Annotated in this window: 13 protein-coding genes and 1 tRNA gene; 1 reads left to right on the top strand and 13 read right to left on the bottom strand. The window is 32.1% G+C overall.

What is annotated here, in order from left to right; genetic code table 11:
* Positions 1-9 precede the first annotated feature (9 nt).
* The 5 genes from AB3G33_RS00815 to AB3G33_RS00835 form a co-directional block, all read right to left on the bottom strand.
* On the bottom strand, positions 10-1,608 hold the full coding sequence (locus tag AB3G33_RS00815) for a glycoside hydrolase family 32 protein (RefSeq protein WP_367771918.1): 1,599 nt from the start codon (positions 1,606-1,608) through the stop codon (positions 10-12).
* Between the two features lie 5 nt (positions 1,609-1,613).
* Positions 1,614-2,930, bottom strand: coding sequence for a sugar porter family MFS transporter (locus tag AB3G33_RS00820; RefSeq protein ID WP_367771920.1), 1,317 nt, complete (start codon positions 2,928-2,930; stop codon positions 1,614-1,616).
* A gap of 749 nt (positions 2,931-3,679) precedes the next feature.
* Entirely contained in the window at positions 3,680-5,221 is a 1,542-nt protein-coding gene (locus tag AB3G33_RS00825) for a glycoside hydrolase domain-containing protein (protein ID WP_367771922.1), read from the bottom strand.
* 398 nt (positions 5,222-5,619) lie between these two features.
* The gene (locus AB3G33_RS00830; protein WP_367771924.1) at positions 5,620-8,343 is read right to left on the bottom strand and encodes a substrate-binding domain-containing protein; all 2,724 of its coding nucleotides are present in this window, start codon (positions 8,341-8,343) and stop codon (positions 5,620-5,622) included.
* A 273-nt stretch (positions 8,344-8,616) separates the two neighbouring features.
* Entirely contained in the window at positions 8,617-9,039 is a 423-nt protein-coding gene (locus AB3G33_RS00835; RefSeq protein WP_367771926.1) for a CBS domain-containing protein, read from the bottom strand.
* 347 nt (positions 9,040-9,386) lie between these two features.
* Here AB3G33_RS00835 and AB3G33_RS00840 point away from each other — a divergent pair, with 347 nt between their 5' ends.
* Positions 9,387-9,887 (top strand): tetratricopeptide repeat protein, encoded by a 501-nt coding sequence (locus AB3G33_RS00840; RefSeq protein ID WP_367771928.1) that lies wholly within the window; start codon positions 9,387-9,389, stop codon positions 9,885-9,887.
* 61 nt (positions 9,888-9,948) lie between these two features.
* Here AB3G33_RS00840 and AB3G33_RS00845 read toward each other — a convergent pair.
* The 8 genes from AB3G33_RS00845 to AB3G33_RS00880 form a co-directional block, all read right to left on the bottom strand.
* Positions 9,949-10,022 (bottom strand) — tRNA-Arg (locus AB3G33_RS00845).
* Between the two features lie 64 nt (positions 10,023-10,086).
* A complete protein-coding gene (locus tag AB3G33_RS00850) occupies positions 10,087-10,536 on the bottom strand; it encodes a GatB/YqeY domain-containing protein (RefSeq protein ID WP_367771930.1) in 450 nt (149 codons plus the stop codon).
* A gap of 308 nt (positions 10,537-10,844) precedes the next feature.
* A complete protein-coding gene (gene ftsZ, locus AB3G33_RS00855) occupies positions 10,845-12,776 on the bottom strand; it encodes a cell division protein FtsZ (protein ID WP_367771932.1) in 1,932 nt (643 codons plus the stop codon).
* Positions 12,777-12,833: 57 nt separating this feature from the next.
* Positions 12,834-14,213 carry a cell division protein FtsA gene (gene ftsA / locus AB3G33_RS00860; protein ID WP_367755049.1) on the bottom strand — a complete coding sequence of 460 codons (1,380 nt, stop codon included), beginning with the start codon at positions 14,211-14,213 and terminating at the stop codon, positions 12,834-12,836.
* Between the two features lie 7 nt (positions 14,214-14,220).
* Positions 14,221-14,943 carry a cell division protein FtsQ/DivIB gene (locus tag AB3G33_RS00865; RefSeq protein ID WP_367771934.1) on the bottom strand — a complete coding sequence of 241 codons (723 nt, stop codon included), beginning with the start codon at positions 14,941-14,943 and terminating at the stop codon, positions 14,221-14,223.
* Positions 14,930-16,279 (bottom strand): UDP-N-acetylmuramate--L-alanine ligase, encoded by a 1,350-nt coding sequence (gene murC, locus AB3G33_RS00870; RefSeq protein WP_367771936.1) that lies wholly within the window; start codon positions 16,277-16,279, stop codon positions 14,930-14,932. The genes AB3G33_RS00865 and murC overlap by 14 nt, the downstream gene beginning before the upstream one ends.
* A 39-nt stretch (positions 16,280-16,318) precedes the next feature.
* Positions 16,319-17,410 (bottom strand): undecaprenyldiphospho-muramoylpentapeptide beta-N-acetylglucosaminyltransferase, encoded by a 1,092-nt coding sequence (gene murG, locus AB3G33_RS00875; protein WP_367771938.1) that lies wholly within the window; start codon positions 17,408-17,410, stop codon positions 16,319-16,321.
* Positions 17,411-17,450: 40 nt separating this feature from the next.
* Entirely contained in the window at positions 17,451-18,740 is a 1,290-nt protein-coding gene (locus tag AB3G33_RS00880) for an FtsW/RodA/SpoVE family cell cycle protein (RefSeq protein ID WP_367771940.1), read from the bottom strand.
* Positions 18,741-18,758 lie beyond the last annotated feature (18 nt).

Consider the following 18,758-nt stretch of genomic DNA (forward strand, 5'->3'; position numbering starts at 1 on the left):
TAAGTTGGTTTAGTTAAAATTTAGTTGATTAATAATTACGTTTTCAATGGTATACTCCGTATTAGCTTTAGAAGCTGAGAAAAATTCCATTGGTTTATCAGGAAAAAATATTTCTGTCATTACTGTCTTTCCATTATTATAAAAAATTTCAATTGAGGTTTTATCGACGATTATTCTTATATCCATTTTATCAAAATCACCAGTAAAAGGAGCTTTTGAAATCTTGTTTGCGAAAACATCAGAAAAAGTAATTTTACTGGATTTTGATCTATCTATAAAAAAGTAATTTTCCTTTTTATTGATTCCAAATTGAATTGAATTGTTAGCATCATTAGACAACGAAAAGCTGTAAACATCCTTTTTAAGATTCTTTAATGAAAATCGAATATCTAGTTTAGATAAATTGACTAAACCTTTATCGATTAAAACCGTTTCTTTATCTATTTTAAGAGATTCTTTTTTAATCGTTTTAGCGATGTAATTTTGTAATTCTTTTACAGGTTTAGACGAAACAATAAAGTGCCCATCCTCTTTTATAAGTACCAATTCTCTCGGAATTGTCATGCTACTTCTCCATGTTTCCGTAGGTACTTTTTGAGCATAATCCCAATTTGACATCCATCCAATAAATATTTTACGGCCATCTACCTCAGAAATATTTGACCAAGTAACACCCGCATAATTGTCTCTTCCGTAGTCAATCCAAAGGCCTTTTTGTTCTTTAACATCTTTTGCAAAAGATGTATCTATAGTGAATGTTTTTCCATCAAAATCACCTACAAAATATTGTGTAGCTGAACCACCATTAGGACCTCCAGGATTAATACTTGACAACATAACCCATTTGTAATCATCAGTTCCATCAATCAGCATGGGAAAGAAATCTGGACATTCCCATACCCCTCCGTGAGCACCAATCTCTTTTCCAAAATTGGAAAGCAGTGACCAGTCTTTCAAGTTTTTAGAACCGTAAAGCATTGTTTTATCTCCTCCTGCAAGAATCATAATCCACTGTTGATGAATTGCATCCCAAGTCATTTTAGGGTCTCTAAAGTCTTTGATATTTGGGTTTTTAATGATTGGATTAGCCTCATATTTCGTCCAGGTCAACCCTTCATTTAAGGAATACGCAATACCTTGTGACTGAAAATTAATCTCTCCAGATTTTTCTTTAATTGCATCATGATAAGTAAACATAGCGACCATAGGAGGGTTTTTTAAGCTCCCAAATCCTGATGTATTTTTGACATCAACTACGGCGCTTCCTGAAAAAATATACCCTTTTTCATCTGGATAAAGTGCAATAGGTTTTTCAGTCCATGAGATAAGATCAGTACTTATTGCATGTCCCCAATGCATCGGTCCCCATACATTTGAATCAGGATAATATTGATAAAAAAGGTGGTAATATCCATTATAATAAAACATCCCATTTGGGTCATTCATCCACCCTTTTTTGGGAGTAAAATGGAAATTTGGCCTGTATAATTCTGCCTCTGAATAGTCCTTCTTTTCATTAAGTAAAGATTGCTTACATCCTACTAAGACTACTGTACCTAAAATCATACATAAGAGTTTCAAAAATTCTTTTTTTATTATTGTCTTCATAACTATTATTTAATTAATTTTTTACTCAATTCTTCCAAAGAAATTCCTTTTGTTTCCGGCATCATAAAAGCAACAAACAAGAGTTGAAAAACCATCATCACTGCAAAAAATAGAAATACTGCTCCAGGTCCTACTGTAGAAAATAGATATGGAATTAATGATGGAATGATAGCTGCTAAAACCCAGTGTGTAGTACTCCCAAAGGATTGTCCTGATGCCCTTAAATGATTTGGAAAAATTTCTGAAATAAAAACCCAGATTACGGCCCCTTGCCCTATAGCATGAGCAGCAATAAATAGAAATAAGAAAATGGGAACAGCCATTCCTTCCCAGTGAAAAAAGAAAGCCATTGCAACTAGTGAAAGTGATATAATGTAGCCTACAGAACCAATGTACATTAATATTTTACGACCTAATTTGTCGATTAAGAAAACTCCAAGCAGTGTGAAAATTAAATTCACTACACCTATTCCAATACTACTTAACAAAGCAGTGCTTTCTCCAAGACCCGCTTCTTGAAATATTCTGCTCGAATAATATAAAAAAGCATTAATCCCCGATAATTGATTGAAAAAAGCCATTAAAAAAGCCAATACCAACGGGGTTCTGTATTTCTTTAAAAAGATAGTATCATTAACTTTAGAAGCATCTTTATTATCTTTATCTATCTCTTCTTTTATTTTTTCATAATCCGCTTCTTGCCCCATTAACTGTAAAACTTTTCTTGCCTCCTCATTCTTAGATTTCGATAATAACCATCTTGGACTTTTAGGAATCGAAATAATTAACAAAACATAAATGACAGATGGAATTGCTTGCACTCCCATCATCCATCTCCATGAATTTTCACCTACATCATTTAAAAGATAATTTGATAAAAAAGCCATAAGAATTCCTAAAACAATATTGAATTGATAAAAAGCAACCAACTTACCTCTATCTTTTGCAGGAGCAATTTCTGATATATATGCTGGTGCTGAAATAGTTGATGCCCCAACACCAAGACCACCAACAAATCGAAAAGCAGAAAAAACAAAAGGATTATTTGCAAAAGCAGACCCAATAGCAGAAAACAAGAATAAAACACCTATCCATAATAAAGTATTTTTTCTCCCTATCTTATTAGTAGGAATCCCACCAAATATTGCTCCAAGAACGGTTCCCCATAAGGCCATTCCCATAACAACTGTTCCGTGAAATGCATCCGAGGAATTCCAAAGAACTTGAAGCTTTTTATCAGCTCCAGAAATAACAACGGTATCAAAACCAAATAGGAATCCTGCTAAAGAAGCAATCAATGCCCAAACAACTATTTTTTTCATTATCAAAAAATATTAAATTAGATTGCTAAGATATCCGTATAAATTCTGCCTTTATTTTGAGGATGTTACAATTTCATTTAATACCGTTTCACAATAACGAATAAACAACAAAGTGCTTATTATCAAATAGTTAAAATTAAAATCGCTAAAATAACTACTTCGTTGTAGTTCGATTATGTTACACGTGTTACAATCATGTTACACGTATTTTTCTAAAAAAAATAGATATTCAGGAATAATAAAAGTCGCATGACGAATTTTATTCGATTAATAAAATTTTAAATTTATTTTTACAGGAAGTTTAAAAATAATCGATAAAAAAATGAATTTATTAAGCTATTCTATATTTTGAAGTATTCAAAAGCTTTTCAAGAAAAATCAAACAGATGAAATGCAATGTGAGCTCAAGATTCAGTGACGTTTTTATACCAGAGTACAGGAATTCCAACAAGAATAAGACAACTTGTATTAAAACAATCCCAATATATCTTCTGCTCCGTTTTATTATACAAAAGGCACTCGAACCCAGATTCCGAATAGTTACATCCAGCGTGGAAAGCAGCAGAATTATTGCATTGAAATAAAGCCATAAAAAAAACCATCAAAATTAGATTTTGATGGTTTTGATTTTAAGATTTCGCAGGTAAGAAAGTAAAAAATAAACAGAATTAATTTTAATTACTGATCCTTTAAAAACAAGCGTTATAAAAAAGATTAAAAAGACTAAAGTCACCCTTTTCTATACTCCTTTATTTAAAAATTTTTAAGTCTGAAAAAGTGACTTCACCATTATCCGAAAAAATAGCCCACGGATTCTGATTCATTTTATAGATACGGTTTGTAAAAGCGATTTCGTCATTAATGTATATCACACATACCGAATTTTCAGAAATGATTGTAACATCAAACTCTTTACTTGCCAACACAGTTAGCGGAAGCTGCGTTACATTTATGGAGGACGCATTTTTTATAACCTTATCTAATCTTAATTGATTTTTGGCTAAATCGAATACAATGGCAAATACTTCATTTCGTGTCCCACAGGCTCCAAATTCAAAACCAAATTGAGTGGATGATGTCGCTTTTATATGTGTTTTAATTTTAAATGCTCCAGTTTCTCTGTCAAACACTGAAAATGCTTTTTCAGAAGCATTACCCTTCAATGTATAGGCATCTCCTTGCTTTGTAGCTCCAAAACTTATTTTCGAATTTAAAGCTCTATTAATAATAAACTTGTTATCTACACCATTAGGTATCGCAATACCTAATGTTCCATTTGGATGCTGAACAATTCGATGCGTTACAAGAGATCCAGCCCAATCAAAATTATTAGAATCAATATCTTTATTTTTCGTAGGACACCATCCTGTTATATATCGATTGGTACCATCTGTAACTGTTTTTCCAGCATAAAAGGCAATCCCATCTAACTTATTATTTATAGGAGAAATCCAAGTATTAGCTGTCAGTAAACGGTATTTATAGTGTACCATTCGATCATCAATATTTGAGTAAATCAAATACTGATAATCACCCATCGTGAACACATCAGGACATTCAGTAATAAAGGTAGTTGTATCCTCATAAAATGGCTTTTCCAAAGTCCAATCTCTCAAATTCACAGAACTATATTGAGCGATTACTGCTCGCCATGGCACAGTACTATTAGTAACTATACCAACCTCAGAACGTGTTGCAATCAACATTTTATAAGTTCCTGTACTTTTATCTTCTATGACGATTGGGTCTCTAAATTCATTGCGATCATATCCCCAAGAAGCCTGCAATAAAAAAGAAGGATCTTTGGTCCAATTTTTTAAATCCGTAGACATTGAAAGCATAATTTTTTCTTTGGGATCAAGATTTCCGTTATGCCCTGTATAGAAAGCATAATAAACACCATTCCTTTTAAAAACGGATCCTGTACCCAATGCACCATCCTGCTGATTCGCAGTTCCTGTGGCAATCATTTCGCTATTGTCTGCAAATGAAGAAAAATCAGTTGTAGTTACTTTATACCAAGGATGAAACGTAGGCAAGGCGTTTCTGGCATCATACAAATAGAAAATATGGAATTTTCCGTTTTCATAAAATGGCATAGGATCTCCTACCCAACCAGTAGTTGGTTTATAAAAAGTGGTATACTGATTTGCCGATTCAACAGTCGTCTGACAAGCTGGCGCAGTTGTTTCGGCAACCGGAATTTCAACTCCTGGTTTATTATCACTACTGCAATTATAAATCAATGCAAAACAAAGTGGAAGACATAAAAACTTAAAACCTATTTTCATATTTTGATGGTTTACGAGAATGATTAAGTGCATAAAAAAGACATTAATACTCTTCGATTAAATATTTCTATGAGAAAAAGGAAACGATCAAAAAGAAATTAAAAACTTCCAAGATCTTTCGCAGCTGTAATTTAAATTGAAACAAAAAAATAATTATGTTTAGATCTTAAATTCAATTACCAAGATATTTTTAAAAAATCAGCTTTTATATCAAGAATAGTGTGATTTCATATAATGCTTTACAAAATCATAAAAAACAACTCAAAAACTCTAATTATCAACACATTATATACAAAATAAAAAAGCAACTACTTCGTTGTAGTTGCCATTATGTTACATAAAGTACAATTATGTTACGCTATTTTTGTTAGGAAGAAAATGGTTCCATCGATAATAATCTACTTTTTACTTTTGTATTCTTTAGGTGTAACTCCAAATTTATTTTTAAAGGAAGTTGAAAAATAATTTGGTGAAGAGAAACCCACTGCATAGGCAATTTCTGAAATGTTTAATTCTGACTTTTTCAGTAGCTCCTTTGATTTATCTAATCGCATATTATTTATATAGTCACTTACACTTATTCCTAATATAGCTTTCACTTTTCGATACAATTGTACCCTAGAAATAGTTAAACTTCGTGCAAGATCTTCAACAGTGTAACCAGAATTATCCAAGTTTTTTTCAATAAGATCATTTAACTTTCTTATAAAATCTTGTTCAGAAACACCAAAATCACCATCCTCAATATTTAAAATATTATTTGTATAATAAAATCGAAGTTTCTCTCTATTAAAAAGCAACCCTTTTATAGATTGAGACAACACTTTTAAATCAAAAGGTTTTGTTAAGAACACATCAGCACCACTCTCTAATGCCCTTAAATAAGAATCTGGATCGTCTGAGGCGGTCAGTATCAAAACTGGAATATGTGAAGTTCTAAGATCTTTCTTTAAAATTTGACATATTTCAAAACCGTTTTTTCCAGGTAAGTTTAAATCACAAATAATAACATCCGGTATTATTTCCAACGATTGCTCAATAGCATCAAATCCATTAGAGGTGTATACGTTATACTGTACAGACAATTTATCTGAAATAAAATCAGATAAATCCTTATTATCTTCAATATACAAAACAGAATATTTATCCTCATTAGTTTTGGTACCTGAACTTTGAATTACCTCCTCATCCAAATAATCCGTTTGATTAATGATGTCTAAAACCAGATTCTTTAGAATATTCTTTTCGTCAAGATGTGCTTTTCCTAATTGTAATGTTATTATAAATTCAGTCCCATTTTTAGAAATAATCTCTATAGTTCCCTTATGCAAATCAATAAAACTTTTTGACAAATGCAACCCAACCCCTGAGCTATTTCTATAATTATTCGACCCTTGGTAAAAGGCATTAAAAACTTGATTTAATTCGTTTTCTGGGATTCCTATTCCCGAATCTTTAAAAGATATTTTTACTACATTATTAGCTTTATCTTCTCGTATTTTTATTGCGATTTTACCATTTTCAGGTGTAAATTTAAATGCATTCGACAGTAAATTAAAATAGACTTTATCCATTAAATTGCGATCAATATAAACTTCAAGTTCAGGATTATTTGACACCAAGGAGAAGTCGATATTACGCTTCTTAGCTTCTCTTGTAAAATCGACAATAATACTATTTGAAAAATCCAATAAATTAGTATTTGAAGCCCTTAGTACAAATTTTTTATCTTCCACTTTTCTATAATCCAATAGCTGATTAATTAAACGGAGTAGCCTTCTGGAATTATTATACATCAAATTAATCTCTTTATTTACTGAACTCCCCTTAGTTTTTAATTCAGTACTCAAAGATTCGACCGAACTCAAAATTAGAGTCAGAGGCGTTTTAAATTCATGAGACAAACCCATAAAAAAATTCAAACGTGCTTCATTACTTTGTTTTATTTCTTCCGAGTATTTTCTAATTTCATTTCTTTGACTTTTAATTTTTTTATTTCTCTCTTCTAATTCAATCTTTTTACGACTTATTGTTATACGGGAATAAATACTAAAAAAAGCTAAACCTAATGCCAAGATAAATAGAAAAAATAAAAGCTTTAAAAGGTTACTTTGATTTGAATATTTCTCTACTTGTTTTTTGATAACACTTTGTTGTTCCTCAATATCAAGTTGTTGCTTTGATATTTTATCATATTGATTACTCATAATATCTGCATTAAGAGAATTTATCAATATGGTATTGAGTTTATTATTTTTGGGTACACTCTCTTGATTCGCTATTTTCATTGCCAATTTGATAGCTTCGCTCCCTCCTGTGGGGTATAAAATGGTAGATTCCAGTATTTCGTCCTGAACAAGCTGAATCCCTCCAAATGGTCCATTAAGTCCATCGACCCCAATAAATTTTATTTTATTTTCTAAACCCTTTAACTTGGCTATCTTCCATGCATTATAAGCAATCAAATCATTAAAAGAATAGACATAATCTATATTTGGCAAACTGTCTAATAATTTACCAAAAGTTGATTTAGGATGCCCAAAGTCATTAGAGTCAGTAATAATAACTTTAATTCCAGGAAATTGCTTAACAATTTGTTGAAATCCTATACTTCTTTCAAGCCCAGGAGATGTTTTTAAATCTGCATCAATTTCAACCACAGTAGCATGTCCGTTGGAAATGGAAGCAATATGCTTACCCGCTAATCGCCCAACTTCAATATTATCTGCTCCTAAAAATGCGGTATAATTTGGAGTATTTGCCTTTCTATCCACCATAATTACTGGAATGCCTTTTTCTCTGGCTTTCTCTATTACAGGGACAATTGAGTCTGATTCAAAAGGAGAAACAATAATAACATCCACTTTATCAGCAATAAATCTTTCAATATCATAAATTTGCTTTTTTGCACTACGATTGGCATTGTAAATAGTCAAGTTAACTTCTGGATGAAGCGAGGCTTCTACTTGCATACTATGATCCATTGTTTTTCTCCAAATATCATGATCTATACTTTGAGAAAAACCAATAGTTATTTTACGATTATCCGTAGCTGAAGAATTACAAGAACTTTGTATTAAAACGAAACTTAAAAGCAGTACAAAAAAGATACTTCTTATCATGATCAGATTGGTTGGTTATAGTATATTATTAGTCTAGAAATACTAATAACTTTTAGTTTATGATGAAAAACACAGAAATAGCCTGCTATTTTTGAAAATACATTAGTTTATGAATGTGAAGTGTAGTATTTAATAATATTCCCTAGCAGCTATTATAAAGTATTGAAAAACAAATATAAAAAAAAATGGTACCAAAATTAAATTTACAACAGTAAATTAGAACAAACGAAATAAAATAAAAAGCTCCCTCTTTATAACTTTAAAACTATTCATCTATTCATATTGCTCCACAAAATATTTAATTAAATCCGTTGTAGTTACAATCCCCATTAAAACACCATTCTCACAAACTGGCAGTGCGTGAAATTCATTTTTGGATAGAATTTCAGCTGTTTCTTTTATTGTGGTCTCTGGGCTAATAATCACAATTTCTTTGGTCATTACTTGCCGAATTGAAAACATATTAAAAACGATTGACTCTACTTCATCTGCTTCCTTTTCAACAACATCTGCATAAGAGACTCTCAGCAAATCAGTATAACTTAGCATCCCAATAATTTTACCATCACTCACTACTGGAATATGTCTAATTTTATGCTTTTTAAATAAATCTTCTGCTTTAGTCAATTCGTCAGAAAGATTCAATTTAATTATGTTTCTGGTCATAATCTCTGAAACCGGAACTATACTTTTCATGACATTGCTTTTTTAATTTCTACTTAAATTTACAACTTAAAAATCACAATTAATAGCAATTTAAATTATTAAACAAACGAGAAAACTAAAAATATCTTTATATTAAATGGAAATAAATCCAAAAAACACGATATTTTTAAGACCCAATTTAATCCACTTTTTTATAAAAAATCACCGAATGTGGGTATTGTTTATCGATTTATTTTTTCAAATATTTGTGAGTAAATATTCACAAAAAAAATAAAGTTTAGTCTCTCCTAGAAATCAAACAGTTAACTAACTTATTGCTCGTCGAATCATTTAAATTAAAACAAACAACCCCATTAATTGAAATTAAAAAAAAAGAAATGAACAAAATTTTTATTGCGCTTACCTTTATTATTTGTATAAAAGCCAATTCTCAAATAGCTAGTGACTACTACACATCAGGGAATAACAAAAACCTATTAAAAGATTACAAAGAAGCAGTTAAAGATTACAGTAAAGCCATTGAACTAAAACCCAACTTTAGCAAAGCTTACTACTCAAGAGCACTAGTAGAAAACATTCAAAAAGAGTACAAAGACGCTCTTAAAGATTTATCTAAAGTGATAGAAATTGATCCAAATCATAGCAAAGCATATTATTCTAGAGCAGCTACTAAAAGTATTTTGAAAGATTATAACGGCGCGATTGAAGATTATTCTAAGGCTATTGAAATAGATCCGAAATTTAGCAAAGCGTATAATGACCGGGCTGAATTGAAGTTTAAATTAAACCAAACAGAAAGTGGCTGTAGTGATTTAAATAAAGCAGCTGAACTTGGCTATCCCTACCCCTTTGATTACATTAAGAAAAGGTGCAAATAAAAAAAGAGCGATTATATAATCGCTCTTTTTTTATGTAAAACTAAAAATTTTATATTATTTGTGGCCGCGACAGGGTTCGAACCTGCAACCCTCAGAGTCGAAATCTGATATTCTATCCAGTTGAACTACGCAGCCGTTTGATTTTAGATTAACGATTTTAGATTTGTGATTTAAAATCGTTAACCTTGAATCCTAAAATTTATGTCAATAGTTTTTTCACTATTGTAGAAATAACTTTCCCTTCGGCAGTACCACCTAATTGAGCAGCAGCTAATCCCATTACTTTCCCCATTGATGCAATACCAACAGCTCCAGTTTCGGCAATTATTTTTGCTATCACTACTTCTACTTCAGCTTCTGTTAATTGTGCAGGTAAGAATTTTTCGATTACTGCAATTTGAGCCAATTCTGGTTCGGCCAAATCCAAACGATTTTGTTCTGTGAAAATTCTAGCACTTTCCTTACGGGTTTTCACTAATCTTTGTAGTAATTTAACTTCGTCATCTTCGGTAATTTCTTCTTTTGATCCCGTTGCTGTCTGAGCTAAAAGGATCTCAGATTTAATAGCTCTTAAAGCTTCTAATGCAACTGTATCTTTGGCTCTCATGGCGGTTTTCATTTCGTCCATGATTTGTACTGATAAACTCATATTCTTTATTATTTATTTGATTAATCGATTATTCATCGATTGTTGAATTCCTGTTACGAACTATCTTTTGCCCCAGATGGTAGTGAAAAGCATTTTGAGAGCCAATGCTTTTTTTCTTGAATTTAAAAAGCGACCGAAGGAAGCTCTTTTAAAGACGTAGAAAAAACCATTTGGCGATAAAATCTTGTAACGGACAGCTGGATTAAGGCACAAAAAATATTCTTTGCTAAAATAGTGGTGCGAAGATAAAAAAAATAACCCGAAAATTAAATTCAATTTTCGGGCTAGTTCTTATTGGTTAAAATTAATTAATCTACATTGTCATGTAAATAAGAATTATTTGAACGCAGCTGTAAATCATTATTGCTGTCTGTACCAACAGAAATTCTAGAATTTGTATTGTTTGACTGTGTATTTGAGATATCTATTCCTAACCTTTTGTAAGCAGGTTCTCTTTCATATTCATCCACTTTAGAAACATTATTATGAAACTTATAGTTGAATTCTTTTAGCTTTTTTCTTCTCTCATCAGCTCTTAGCCTCAATGTTTCCTCAATTGTCATTTCCATTGGAGATATCTCCTCAAAATGAGAAGGAGCATTTACACTTTTATCCACTTGCTTCATTGTGATATTCAATTCAGCTGGTATCACTTCTTCCACAACTTTAGCAACTGGTTTTGAAGAAATCAATTCATTCTCCGCTTCCATATACTCCTCAAGAGAATATTTAATGATTCCATTATCAGACAATTCAGTTACTGGAACAAATTGAACGGGTTGATTCACTTTTATCTCACGTGTTTCATTTGTCAATTCAAATAAAACTTTCTCTTCTTTTATTTCTGCAACTGGCTCAGGTTTTGCAATTGGCAAGTCAAAAGAAAATGTTGTTTGCTCTTGTCTTTCAATTACTTTAGGCTGTTGCCCTTCTGCTTCTACTTGTTTTGGAGCTGTAAATGTAAAATCAATATCTTTAATAGGAGAAACGATTTCAAAAGTAACATCTAAGTTCTTAATAAACTCAGACATGGCCAATAAACCTTCGTTTCCTGGAACTGGAACAATTGCTTCAGGCACGACTTTGTCTTCTAACAAATCAAATACGATTCTTTCATCGGAATTTGATTTTGGTGATTCTGTATTTAAATCAAAAGCAGGTACCGCATTTTTTGATAGATTATAAACATTACTTTGTTCATCCTCTAGTGCATGAATTATTTTTTTCGGCTCCGTATTTACGATTCCATTTTGTTGTTCAATATCAAAACCTGTTGCAATTATAGTAACTGCAATAGCATCACCAAGAGTTTCATCTTCACCAACACCCATAATAATATTGGCATTGTGACCTGCTTCATTTTGAATGTGGTCATTGATTTCTCCGATTTCATCTAAAGTGATTTCATTAGTTCCAGAAACGATGAGCAACAATACGTTTTTGGCACCTGTGATTTTGTTATCATTCAATAATGGAGAATCTAAAGCAGAAATAATAGCTTCTTTTGCTCTATTTTCTCCTTCAGCAACAGCCGAACCCATAATTGCAGTTCCACTATTAGACAAAACGGTCTTCGCATCACGTAAATCGATATTTTGAGTGTAGTGATGTGTTATCACTTCAGCAATACCTCTTGAGGCAGTTGCTAAAACTTCATCCGCTTTTGAAAATCCTGCTTTGAAACCAAGATTACCATATACTTCTCTTAATTTATTATTATTAATAACGATTAAAGAATCTACCTGCTTGCGTAATTTTTCTATTCCAATTTTCGCTTGTTCTTGACGCACTTTTCCTTCAAATAAGAATGGAAGTGTTACAATACCTACAGTAAGAATTTCTCTCTCTTTGGCTAATTGAGCAATAACCGGCGCAGCACCTGTTCCAGTACCACCACCCATTCCAGCTGTGATGAAAACCATCTTAGTATTGCGGTCCAACATTTTTTCAATTTCAGCAATGCTCTCAATAGCTGATTGCTGCCCTACATCAGGATTAGCACCAGCACCAAGTCCTTCAGTCAAGTTTACCCCTAACTGAATTTTATTAGGTACTGAACTACTTTGTAATGCCTGAGAATCAGTATTACATACAATAAAGTCCACCCCTTTAATTCCTTGCTTAAACATGTGGTTTATAGCGTTACTTCCACCTCCACCTACACCAATTACTTTGATTACATTTGATTGGTTTTTTGGTAAATCAAATGAAATACTTCCAAATTCTGAGTTGCTCATCATTTTATTTGGTTTTTGATATTAATTATTAATTGTTGTTCTATTTTATTTAGGTTTACCCTATTCCGCGTTGTCTAAAAAATCTTTAATCTTATCTACATATCGGTCAAAAAAAGATCTTTTTATTTTATCTCCTGTAGACTCTTCCTTCTTGGCATGATTAATCCTTTTTTCTTCTTCATTTTCTTCAGGAATATCCTGATAACTTTCGGCAATTGGGGCACGATAAACTGGAGCTTTTGGTTGTGGCACCTCTTCCTTTCTAATAGCGCTTTGCGTTTTATTTTCAATGCTATTCATTACTAATCCTACAGCCGTAGCATATAATGGGCTTGAAAACTCTTCATCAGAATCACCTGCTAAATGCTCATTAGGATATCCAATTCTAGTATCCATTCCAGTAATATATTCCACTAACTGCTTAATATGCTTTAATTGTGCTCCACCACCAGTAAGTACTATTCCTGCAATTAGTTTTTTACGAGGATCTTCATGACCATACGCTTTAATTTCAGTAAAAACTTGCTCCACAATTTCAACAACGCGTGCGTGGATTATTTTTGACAAATTCTTTAAAGAAATTTCTTTAGGTTCTCTCCCTCTTAATCCAGGTATAGAAACAATTTCATTGTCTTTATTTTCACCTGGCCAAGCTGAACCAAACTTTACTTTTAATAATTCTGCTTGTTTTTCAATAATAGAACACCCTTCTTTTATATCATCAGAAATTACATTTCCACCAAAAGGAATTACTGCTGTATGACGAATAATCCCGTCTTTAAAAATAGCTAAATCTGTTGTTCCTCCACCTATATCAATCAAAGCTACACCCGCTTCTTTTTCTTCTTGACTTAGGACTGCATCTGAAGATGCTAATGGTTCTAATGTCAATCCAGATAATTCAATCCCCGAACTCTGAATACAACGACCCACATTTCTTATAGAGGACGCTTGACCAACAACAACATGAAAACTAGATTCTAGTCTGCCACCGTACATCCCTATTGGCTCTTTAATTTCAGACTGCCCATCAATTTTAAATTCTTGTGGTAAAACATGGATTATTTCTTCTCCAGGTAACATGGCCAACTTATTTACTTGATCAATTAGCAATTGAATATCATCACCACCTATCACTTCTTCTGGATTACTTCTGCTGATATAATCAGTATGCTGAATACTTCGGATGTGCTGTCCAGCAATTCCTACAACTACATCTTTTATTTTATACCCTGAATTATTTTCTGCTTCATGTATTGCTTGCTGAATGGACTGAATTGTTTGAGTAATATTATTTACAACACCTCTTGCAACACCCAAACTTTTAGATTTACCTACGCCTAAAATTTCAAGTTTACCATATTCGTTTTTTTTGCCAATCATGGCAACAATCTTGGTAGTCCCAATATCTAGACCCACTGCAATATTCTCTTTTTCCATTATCTATTTATTTTGTACAAACTACTTGTTTAGTAAATCTCAGGTCAATCTTTTTATATTTATATAAAGAACTATCTAAAACTGCTTTTTGAAAAAAGGCCTTGTAATCTTTGAATTTTTGTTCCACATTTACCAATCTTCCAAAATCAATTTGATAATTAAAATTTCTATTGAACATTTTTAAGCTCCCATTAGGCATAATTTGAATTGCAATGATGTTTTTTTTCAAAAAATCATCGTCATAAATTACATGAAATAATTGAGCTAAATCTTCGCTATTTTTTTTATTTATCTCCCCCGAAACAAGTAGAACTCTAGCTGTAAAATTATCTGATAATGGCATCCTACCCCCTTCATAGTCAACATAAAAAGAGTGGTCACCTTCGAAAACCCTTGCTATAGGAGTCTTTTGTTTTACTACTGCTTTTAGAACACGATCAATACTTACAAACACATCTGATTTCTCAATCATAGCATTTGAATCCAGTATCCTTTCCAGCTTATTCAAATCTAATTTATCTTTTTCAATGCTTGAAGCATTCTCTTTATTTTCTATTAACAATTTATTAACCGTTTCTCTTTTCACAAAAAGAGCGTTATCTCCTACAAAAACAACTACGGATTTCTTTAATTTTCTATGTTCATTTCGATTTGACGTAAATGAAAACAGGAAAATTACTAATCCTAACATAAGAAATAATCTAATATTTGTCCAGTTAAATATTCTCATTTAGCGCTTGTTTTATTGACACTATCATTTCCCCAATATCACCTGCTCCAATAGTAACAATTATTTGAGCATTACTTTCCAAAATAGTCTTTATTAATTCTTCTTTTTGAACTAATTTTTTATGCTGATTATCAATTTTAGACAACAACCAATCCGAAGTAATTCCCTCAATTGGCAATTCACGGGCCGGATAAATATCCATTAAAATAACTTCGTCAAAATTAGACAAACTTTTGGCAAAATCATCAGCAAAATCCCTTGTTCTACTAAATAAATGAGGCTGAAATACAGCCAAAACTTTTTTATCAGGATACAATTCTCTTACTGCCTGATGCACAGCATCAATCTCAGTAGGGTGATGCGCATAGTCATCAATGTAAACTAAGTTTTTTGTTTTAATTTGATACGAAAACCTTCTCTTAACTCCTTTAAATGATGCTAAGGCTACTGCAATGGCCTCGGTTGGGGTGCCGAATATTTCAGCCATTGCAATAGCCATTAAAGCATTCATCAAATTGTGTCTTCCTGGTAAACCAAAACGAAAATCTTTTAAAATCCCTTTTGGAGTATTTATATCAAAAACATAACTCCCATTTTCAATTCGCACATTAAAGACATTGTAAACAGCATCTTCATTTACCGCAACTGTCACCCCTTTTAAAGGCAAATCTTTAGTGATAAATAATTTATTTTTATCCTCAATTTTATTTGCAAATTCTACAAACGATTCTGCTATAGCATCACTTGTCCCATAAATATCTAAATGATCTGCATCCATAGATGTGATACAAGCAATATTAGGATGCAAATGCAAAAAAGAACGATCGAATTCATCCGCTTCAACTACCGTAACTGTTTTACCACTACCTATTAAATTCGAATTATAATTTTCTACAATTCCTCCAATAAAAGCTGTTACATCAACCCCACTTTCATATAAAATGTGCCCTAGAATACTTGATGTTGTTGTTTTTCCATGTGTACCTGCCACAGCAAAGCAAAAAGTGTCTTTTGTTATTATACCTAAAACTTCCGCTCTCTTTTTTACTTGATATTCTCTTTCCAAAAAATAATTCCATTCAGAATGCATTTTTGGTACAGCTGGCGTAATAATCACCAAAGTATTTTCTACATAAAAATTTTTCGGAATTAAATCAATATTATCTTCAAAATGAATTTCAATTCCACTTTCAATCAATTCTCTCGTCAGCATCGTTGGCGTTTTATCATAACCCGAAACTTGCTTCCCGATATTCTTAAAATACCGTGCCAAGGCACTCATTCCGATGCCACCAATTCCGATGAAATAGACGTTATGTATTTGATTTAAATTCATTGTTTTTAATATCTTAAAGTCCGTTGAACTTACTGTTTGTTATTTTTTAATTAATTTCACAATTTCATCAGCAATTTGCTTTGTTGCTTCTGGCATTGCTAGTTGTTTTATATTTTCGCTTAGCTGCTTTTGCTTTCCTTCATCTTTTAAAAGGGCCTCAAAAACAAGACTGAATTGAGAATCCAAATCTGATTCTTTTAAAAGCAATGCTCCTTTTTTGTCAACAATTGCTTTTGCATTTTTTGTCTGATGGTCTTCTGCCACATTCGGTGATGGAATAAACAGCACCGGTTTTCCAACAATACATAATTCTGATACGGATGAAGCACCAGCACGTGAAATAATAATATCTGCTGCTGCATAAACAAAATCCATTCTTTCGATAAAAGAAACAACCTGAACATTCTCCGTATTGTATTTTTTATAATCTTCGTAATATAATTTTCCGCATTGCCAGATAATCTGAACATTTTGAGAAACAATCTTATCTAATTCTTTTTCAATTAATTGATTCATTCTTCTAGCACCCAGACTTCCTCCAAGAACAAGCAACGTCTTTTTATTAGGATCTAAATTAAAATATTCAATTGCGTCCCCTCTCTTACTTTCGATAGCAATCAAATCCTGACGAACTGGGTTACCCGTAAAAACCATTTTTTCTTTTGGAAAAAAACGCTCTAAATTTTCATAGGCAACACAAATAGCACTTGCTTTTTTGCTCAATAACTTATTTGTAATTCCAGGATAAGAATTTTGTTCTTGAATTACAGTAGGTATGCCCATTGTATTAGCTACTTGTAATAATGGTCCACTAGCAAAACCGCCTGTACCAATAACTACATCTGGTTTAAAATCCTTAAGTATCATTCTGGATTTCCATAAACTATCAACTAATTTAAAGGGAAACATCGCGTTTTTTAAATTAATCTGACGTTGTAAACCAGCAATCCACAATCCTTTTATATTGTAACCCGCTTGAGGAACTTTTTGCATTTCCATTTTATCTTTGGCTCCTACAAAAAGGAATTCAGCATTAGGGAAACGCATTTTTAATTCATTAGCAATAGCAATTGCAGGATATATATGTCCTCCCGTTCCTCCACCACTTAATATGAATTTATATTGTTTCATTTAATTTAAAATTACTGTTATGAAATACTTCAATTAAATATTATTTATTCATCACCGCATCCATAGGATTTCCAGCTTTATCTTCAATAGAATAATCCGAATTAATTTCTTCTTCAGAAGCTAGCTCAGCATCAATTAATTTTTGAAGCGCTTCTTCTCTTTTAGCTGCTACTTTTAATTCTTCCTCTATTTCTTCGTCTTTTTTAGTCACACTTATAATAATACCGAGTGCAAAGCACGTCATCCAAATGGAACTTCCTCCGCTACTGATCAAGGGTAACGTTTGCCCTGTAACCGGCAGTAACTCTACAGCTACGGCCATATTTATCATGGCTTGAAATATCATTGGAAAACCGAGCCCTATGACGACTAATTTTCCAAATAAGGTATTTGCTTTATGCGAAGCAATGACAAAACGGAATAAAAGCAGAAGGTATAAGGTAAGAACACCAAGCCCTCCAATTAAACCGTATTCTTCGACTATGATAGCATAAATAAAGTCAGAAGAAGATTGTGGTAAAAAATTCTTTTGAACACTTTTCCCCGGTCCTAATCCATAAATTTTACCTGAAGCAATAGCAATTTTGGCTTTCTCAATTTGGTAATCATCTTCGTCTGGTTTGTCGGTTGTAAAATTTTCAATTCGACTACTCCACGTACTTACCCTACTAAAAAATCTAGAATCAGGAAACGCTTTGGAAACAAGCACAAAAAAGGCAAGAAAAACAATACCTGAACCAATTATAAAACCAATATATTTTATTGGGTATTTACCAATAAAAACAAGCATAATTACCATTGAAAATATCAAGGCTGTTGTAGAAAAATTGGCAGGTAAAATAAACATTAAAGTTATAAATACGGGAATCCAAAGTTCTTTTAAAGATTCTTTAAAATCAATTGGTTCTTCTCGAGTTTTAGATAAATACCTAGCAACATAAATGAACAACACTAAGGATGCTAATGTTGATGTTTGAAATGTAATGCCCACAAACGGAATTTGAATCCATCGACTTGCATTAGCACCTGCAATTACCGTTCCTTTGATTAAGGTATAAGCCAATAATATCCAAACAACAGGTAATCCCACTTTAGAGATGGCTCTAAAATAATGATATGGCACTTTATGAACAAAATAAATAATAGTAAATCCAATACAAATATGAGCTAAATGTTTTACCAAATAACCCAATGTATTACCCGTCCCATGTCCTAAATAGGCTAAATTACTACTGGCACTAAAAACAGGCATAAACGAAAACAGCGCTAATAAAGCCACGAATGACCATATTACTTTATCTCCTTTTAAATTACCTATTAATTGCTTCATTTCAAAATTTGTTTAAAG

The sequence above is a fragment of the Flavobacterium sp. WC2421 genome (genome assembly GCF_040822115.1).
Taxonomy (GTDB): domain Bacteria; phylum Bacteroidota; class Bacteroidia; order Flavobacteriales; family Flavobacteriaceae; genus Flavobacterium.

What these genes read in the sequence shown, in the direction of transcription:
- AB3G33_RS00880 (WP_367771940.1), bottom strand. Translation starts at nt 18,740, where the DNA reads ATGAAGCAATTAATAGGTAATTTAAAAGGAGATAAAGTAATATGGTCA.
- AB3G33_RS00820 (WP_367771920.1), bottom strand. Translation starts at nt 2,930, where the DNA reads ATGAAAAAAATAGTTGTTTGGGCATTGATTGCTTCTTTAGCAGGATTC.
- AB3G33_RS00825 (WP_367771922.1), bottom strand. Translation starts at nt 5,221, where the DNA reads ATGAAAATAGGTTTTAAGTTTTTATGTCTTCCACTTTGTTTTGCATTG.
- AB3G33_RS00815 (WP_367771918.1), bottom strand. Translation starts at nt 1,608, where the DNA reads ATGAAGACAATAATAAAAAAAGAATTTTTGAAACTCTTATGTATGATT.
- AB3G33_RS00840 (WP_367771928.1), top strand. Translation starts at nt 9,387, where the DNA reads ATGAACAAAATTTTTATTGCGCTTACCTTTATTATTTGTATAAAAGCC.
- ftsA (WP_367755049.1), bottom strand. Translation starts at nt 14,213, where the DNA reads ATGGAAAAAGAGAATATTGCAGTGGGTCTAGATATTGGGACTACCAAG.
- AB3G33_RS00850 (WP_367771930.1), bottom strand. Translation starts at nt 10,536, where the DNA reads ATGAGTTTATCAGTACAAATCATGGACGAAATGAAAACCGCCATGAGA.
- AB3G33_RS00835 (WP_367771926.1), bottom strand. Translation starts at nt 9,039, where the DNA reads ATGAAAAGTATAGTTCCGGTTTCAGAGATTATGACCAGAAACATAATT.
- ftsZ (WP_367771932.1), bottom strand. Translation starts at nt 12,776, where the DNA reads ATGATGAGCAACTCAGAATTTGGAAGTATTTCATTTGATTTACCAAAA.
- AB3G33_RS00830 (WP_367771924.1), bottom strand. Translation starts at nt 8,343, where the DNA reads ATGATAAGAAGTATCTTTTTTGTACTGCTTTTAAGTTTCGTTTTAATA.
- murC (WP_367771936.1), bottom strand. Translation starts at nt 16,279, where the DNA reads ATGAATTTAAATCAAATACATAACGTCTATTTCATCGGAATTGGTGGC.
- AB3G33_RS00865 (WP_367771934.1), bottom strand. Translation starts at nt 14,943, where the DNA reads ATGAGAATATTTAACTGGACAAATATTAGATTATTTCTTATGTTAGGA.
- murG (WP_367771938.1), bottom strand. Translation starts at nt 17,410, where the DNA reads ATGAAACAATATAAATTCATATTAAGTGGTGGAGGAACGGGAGGACAT.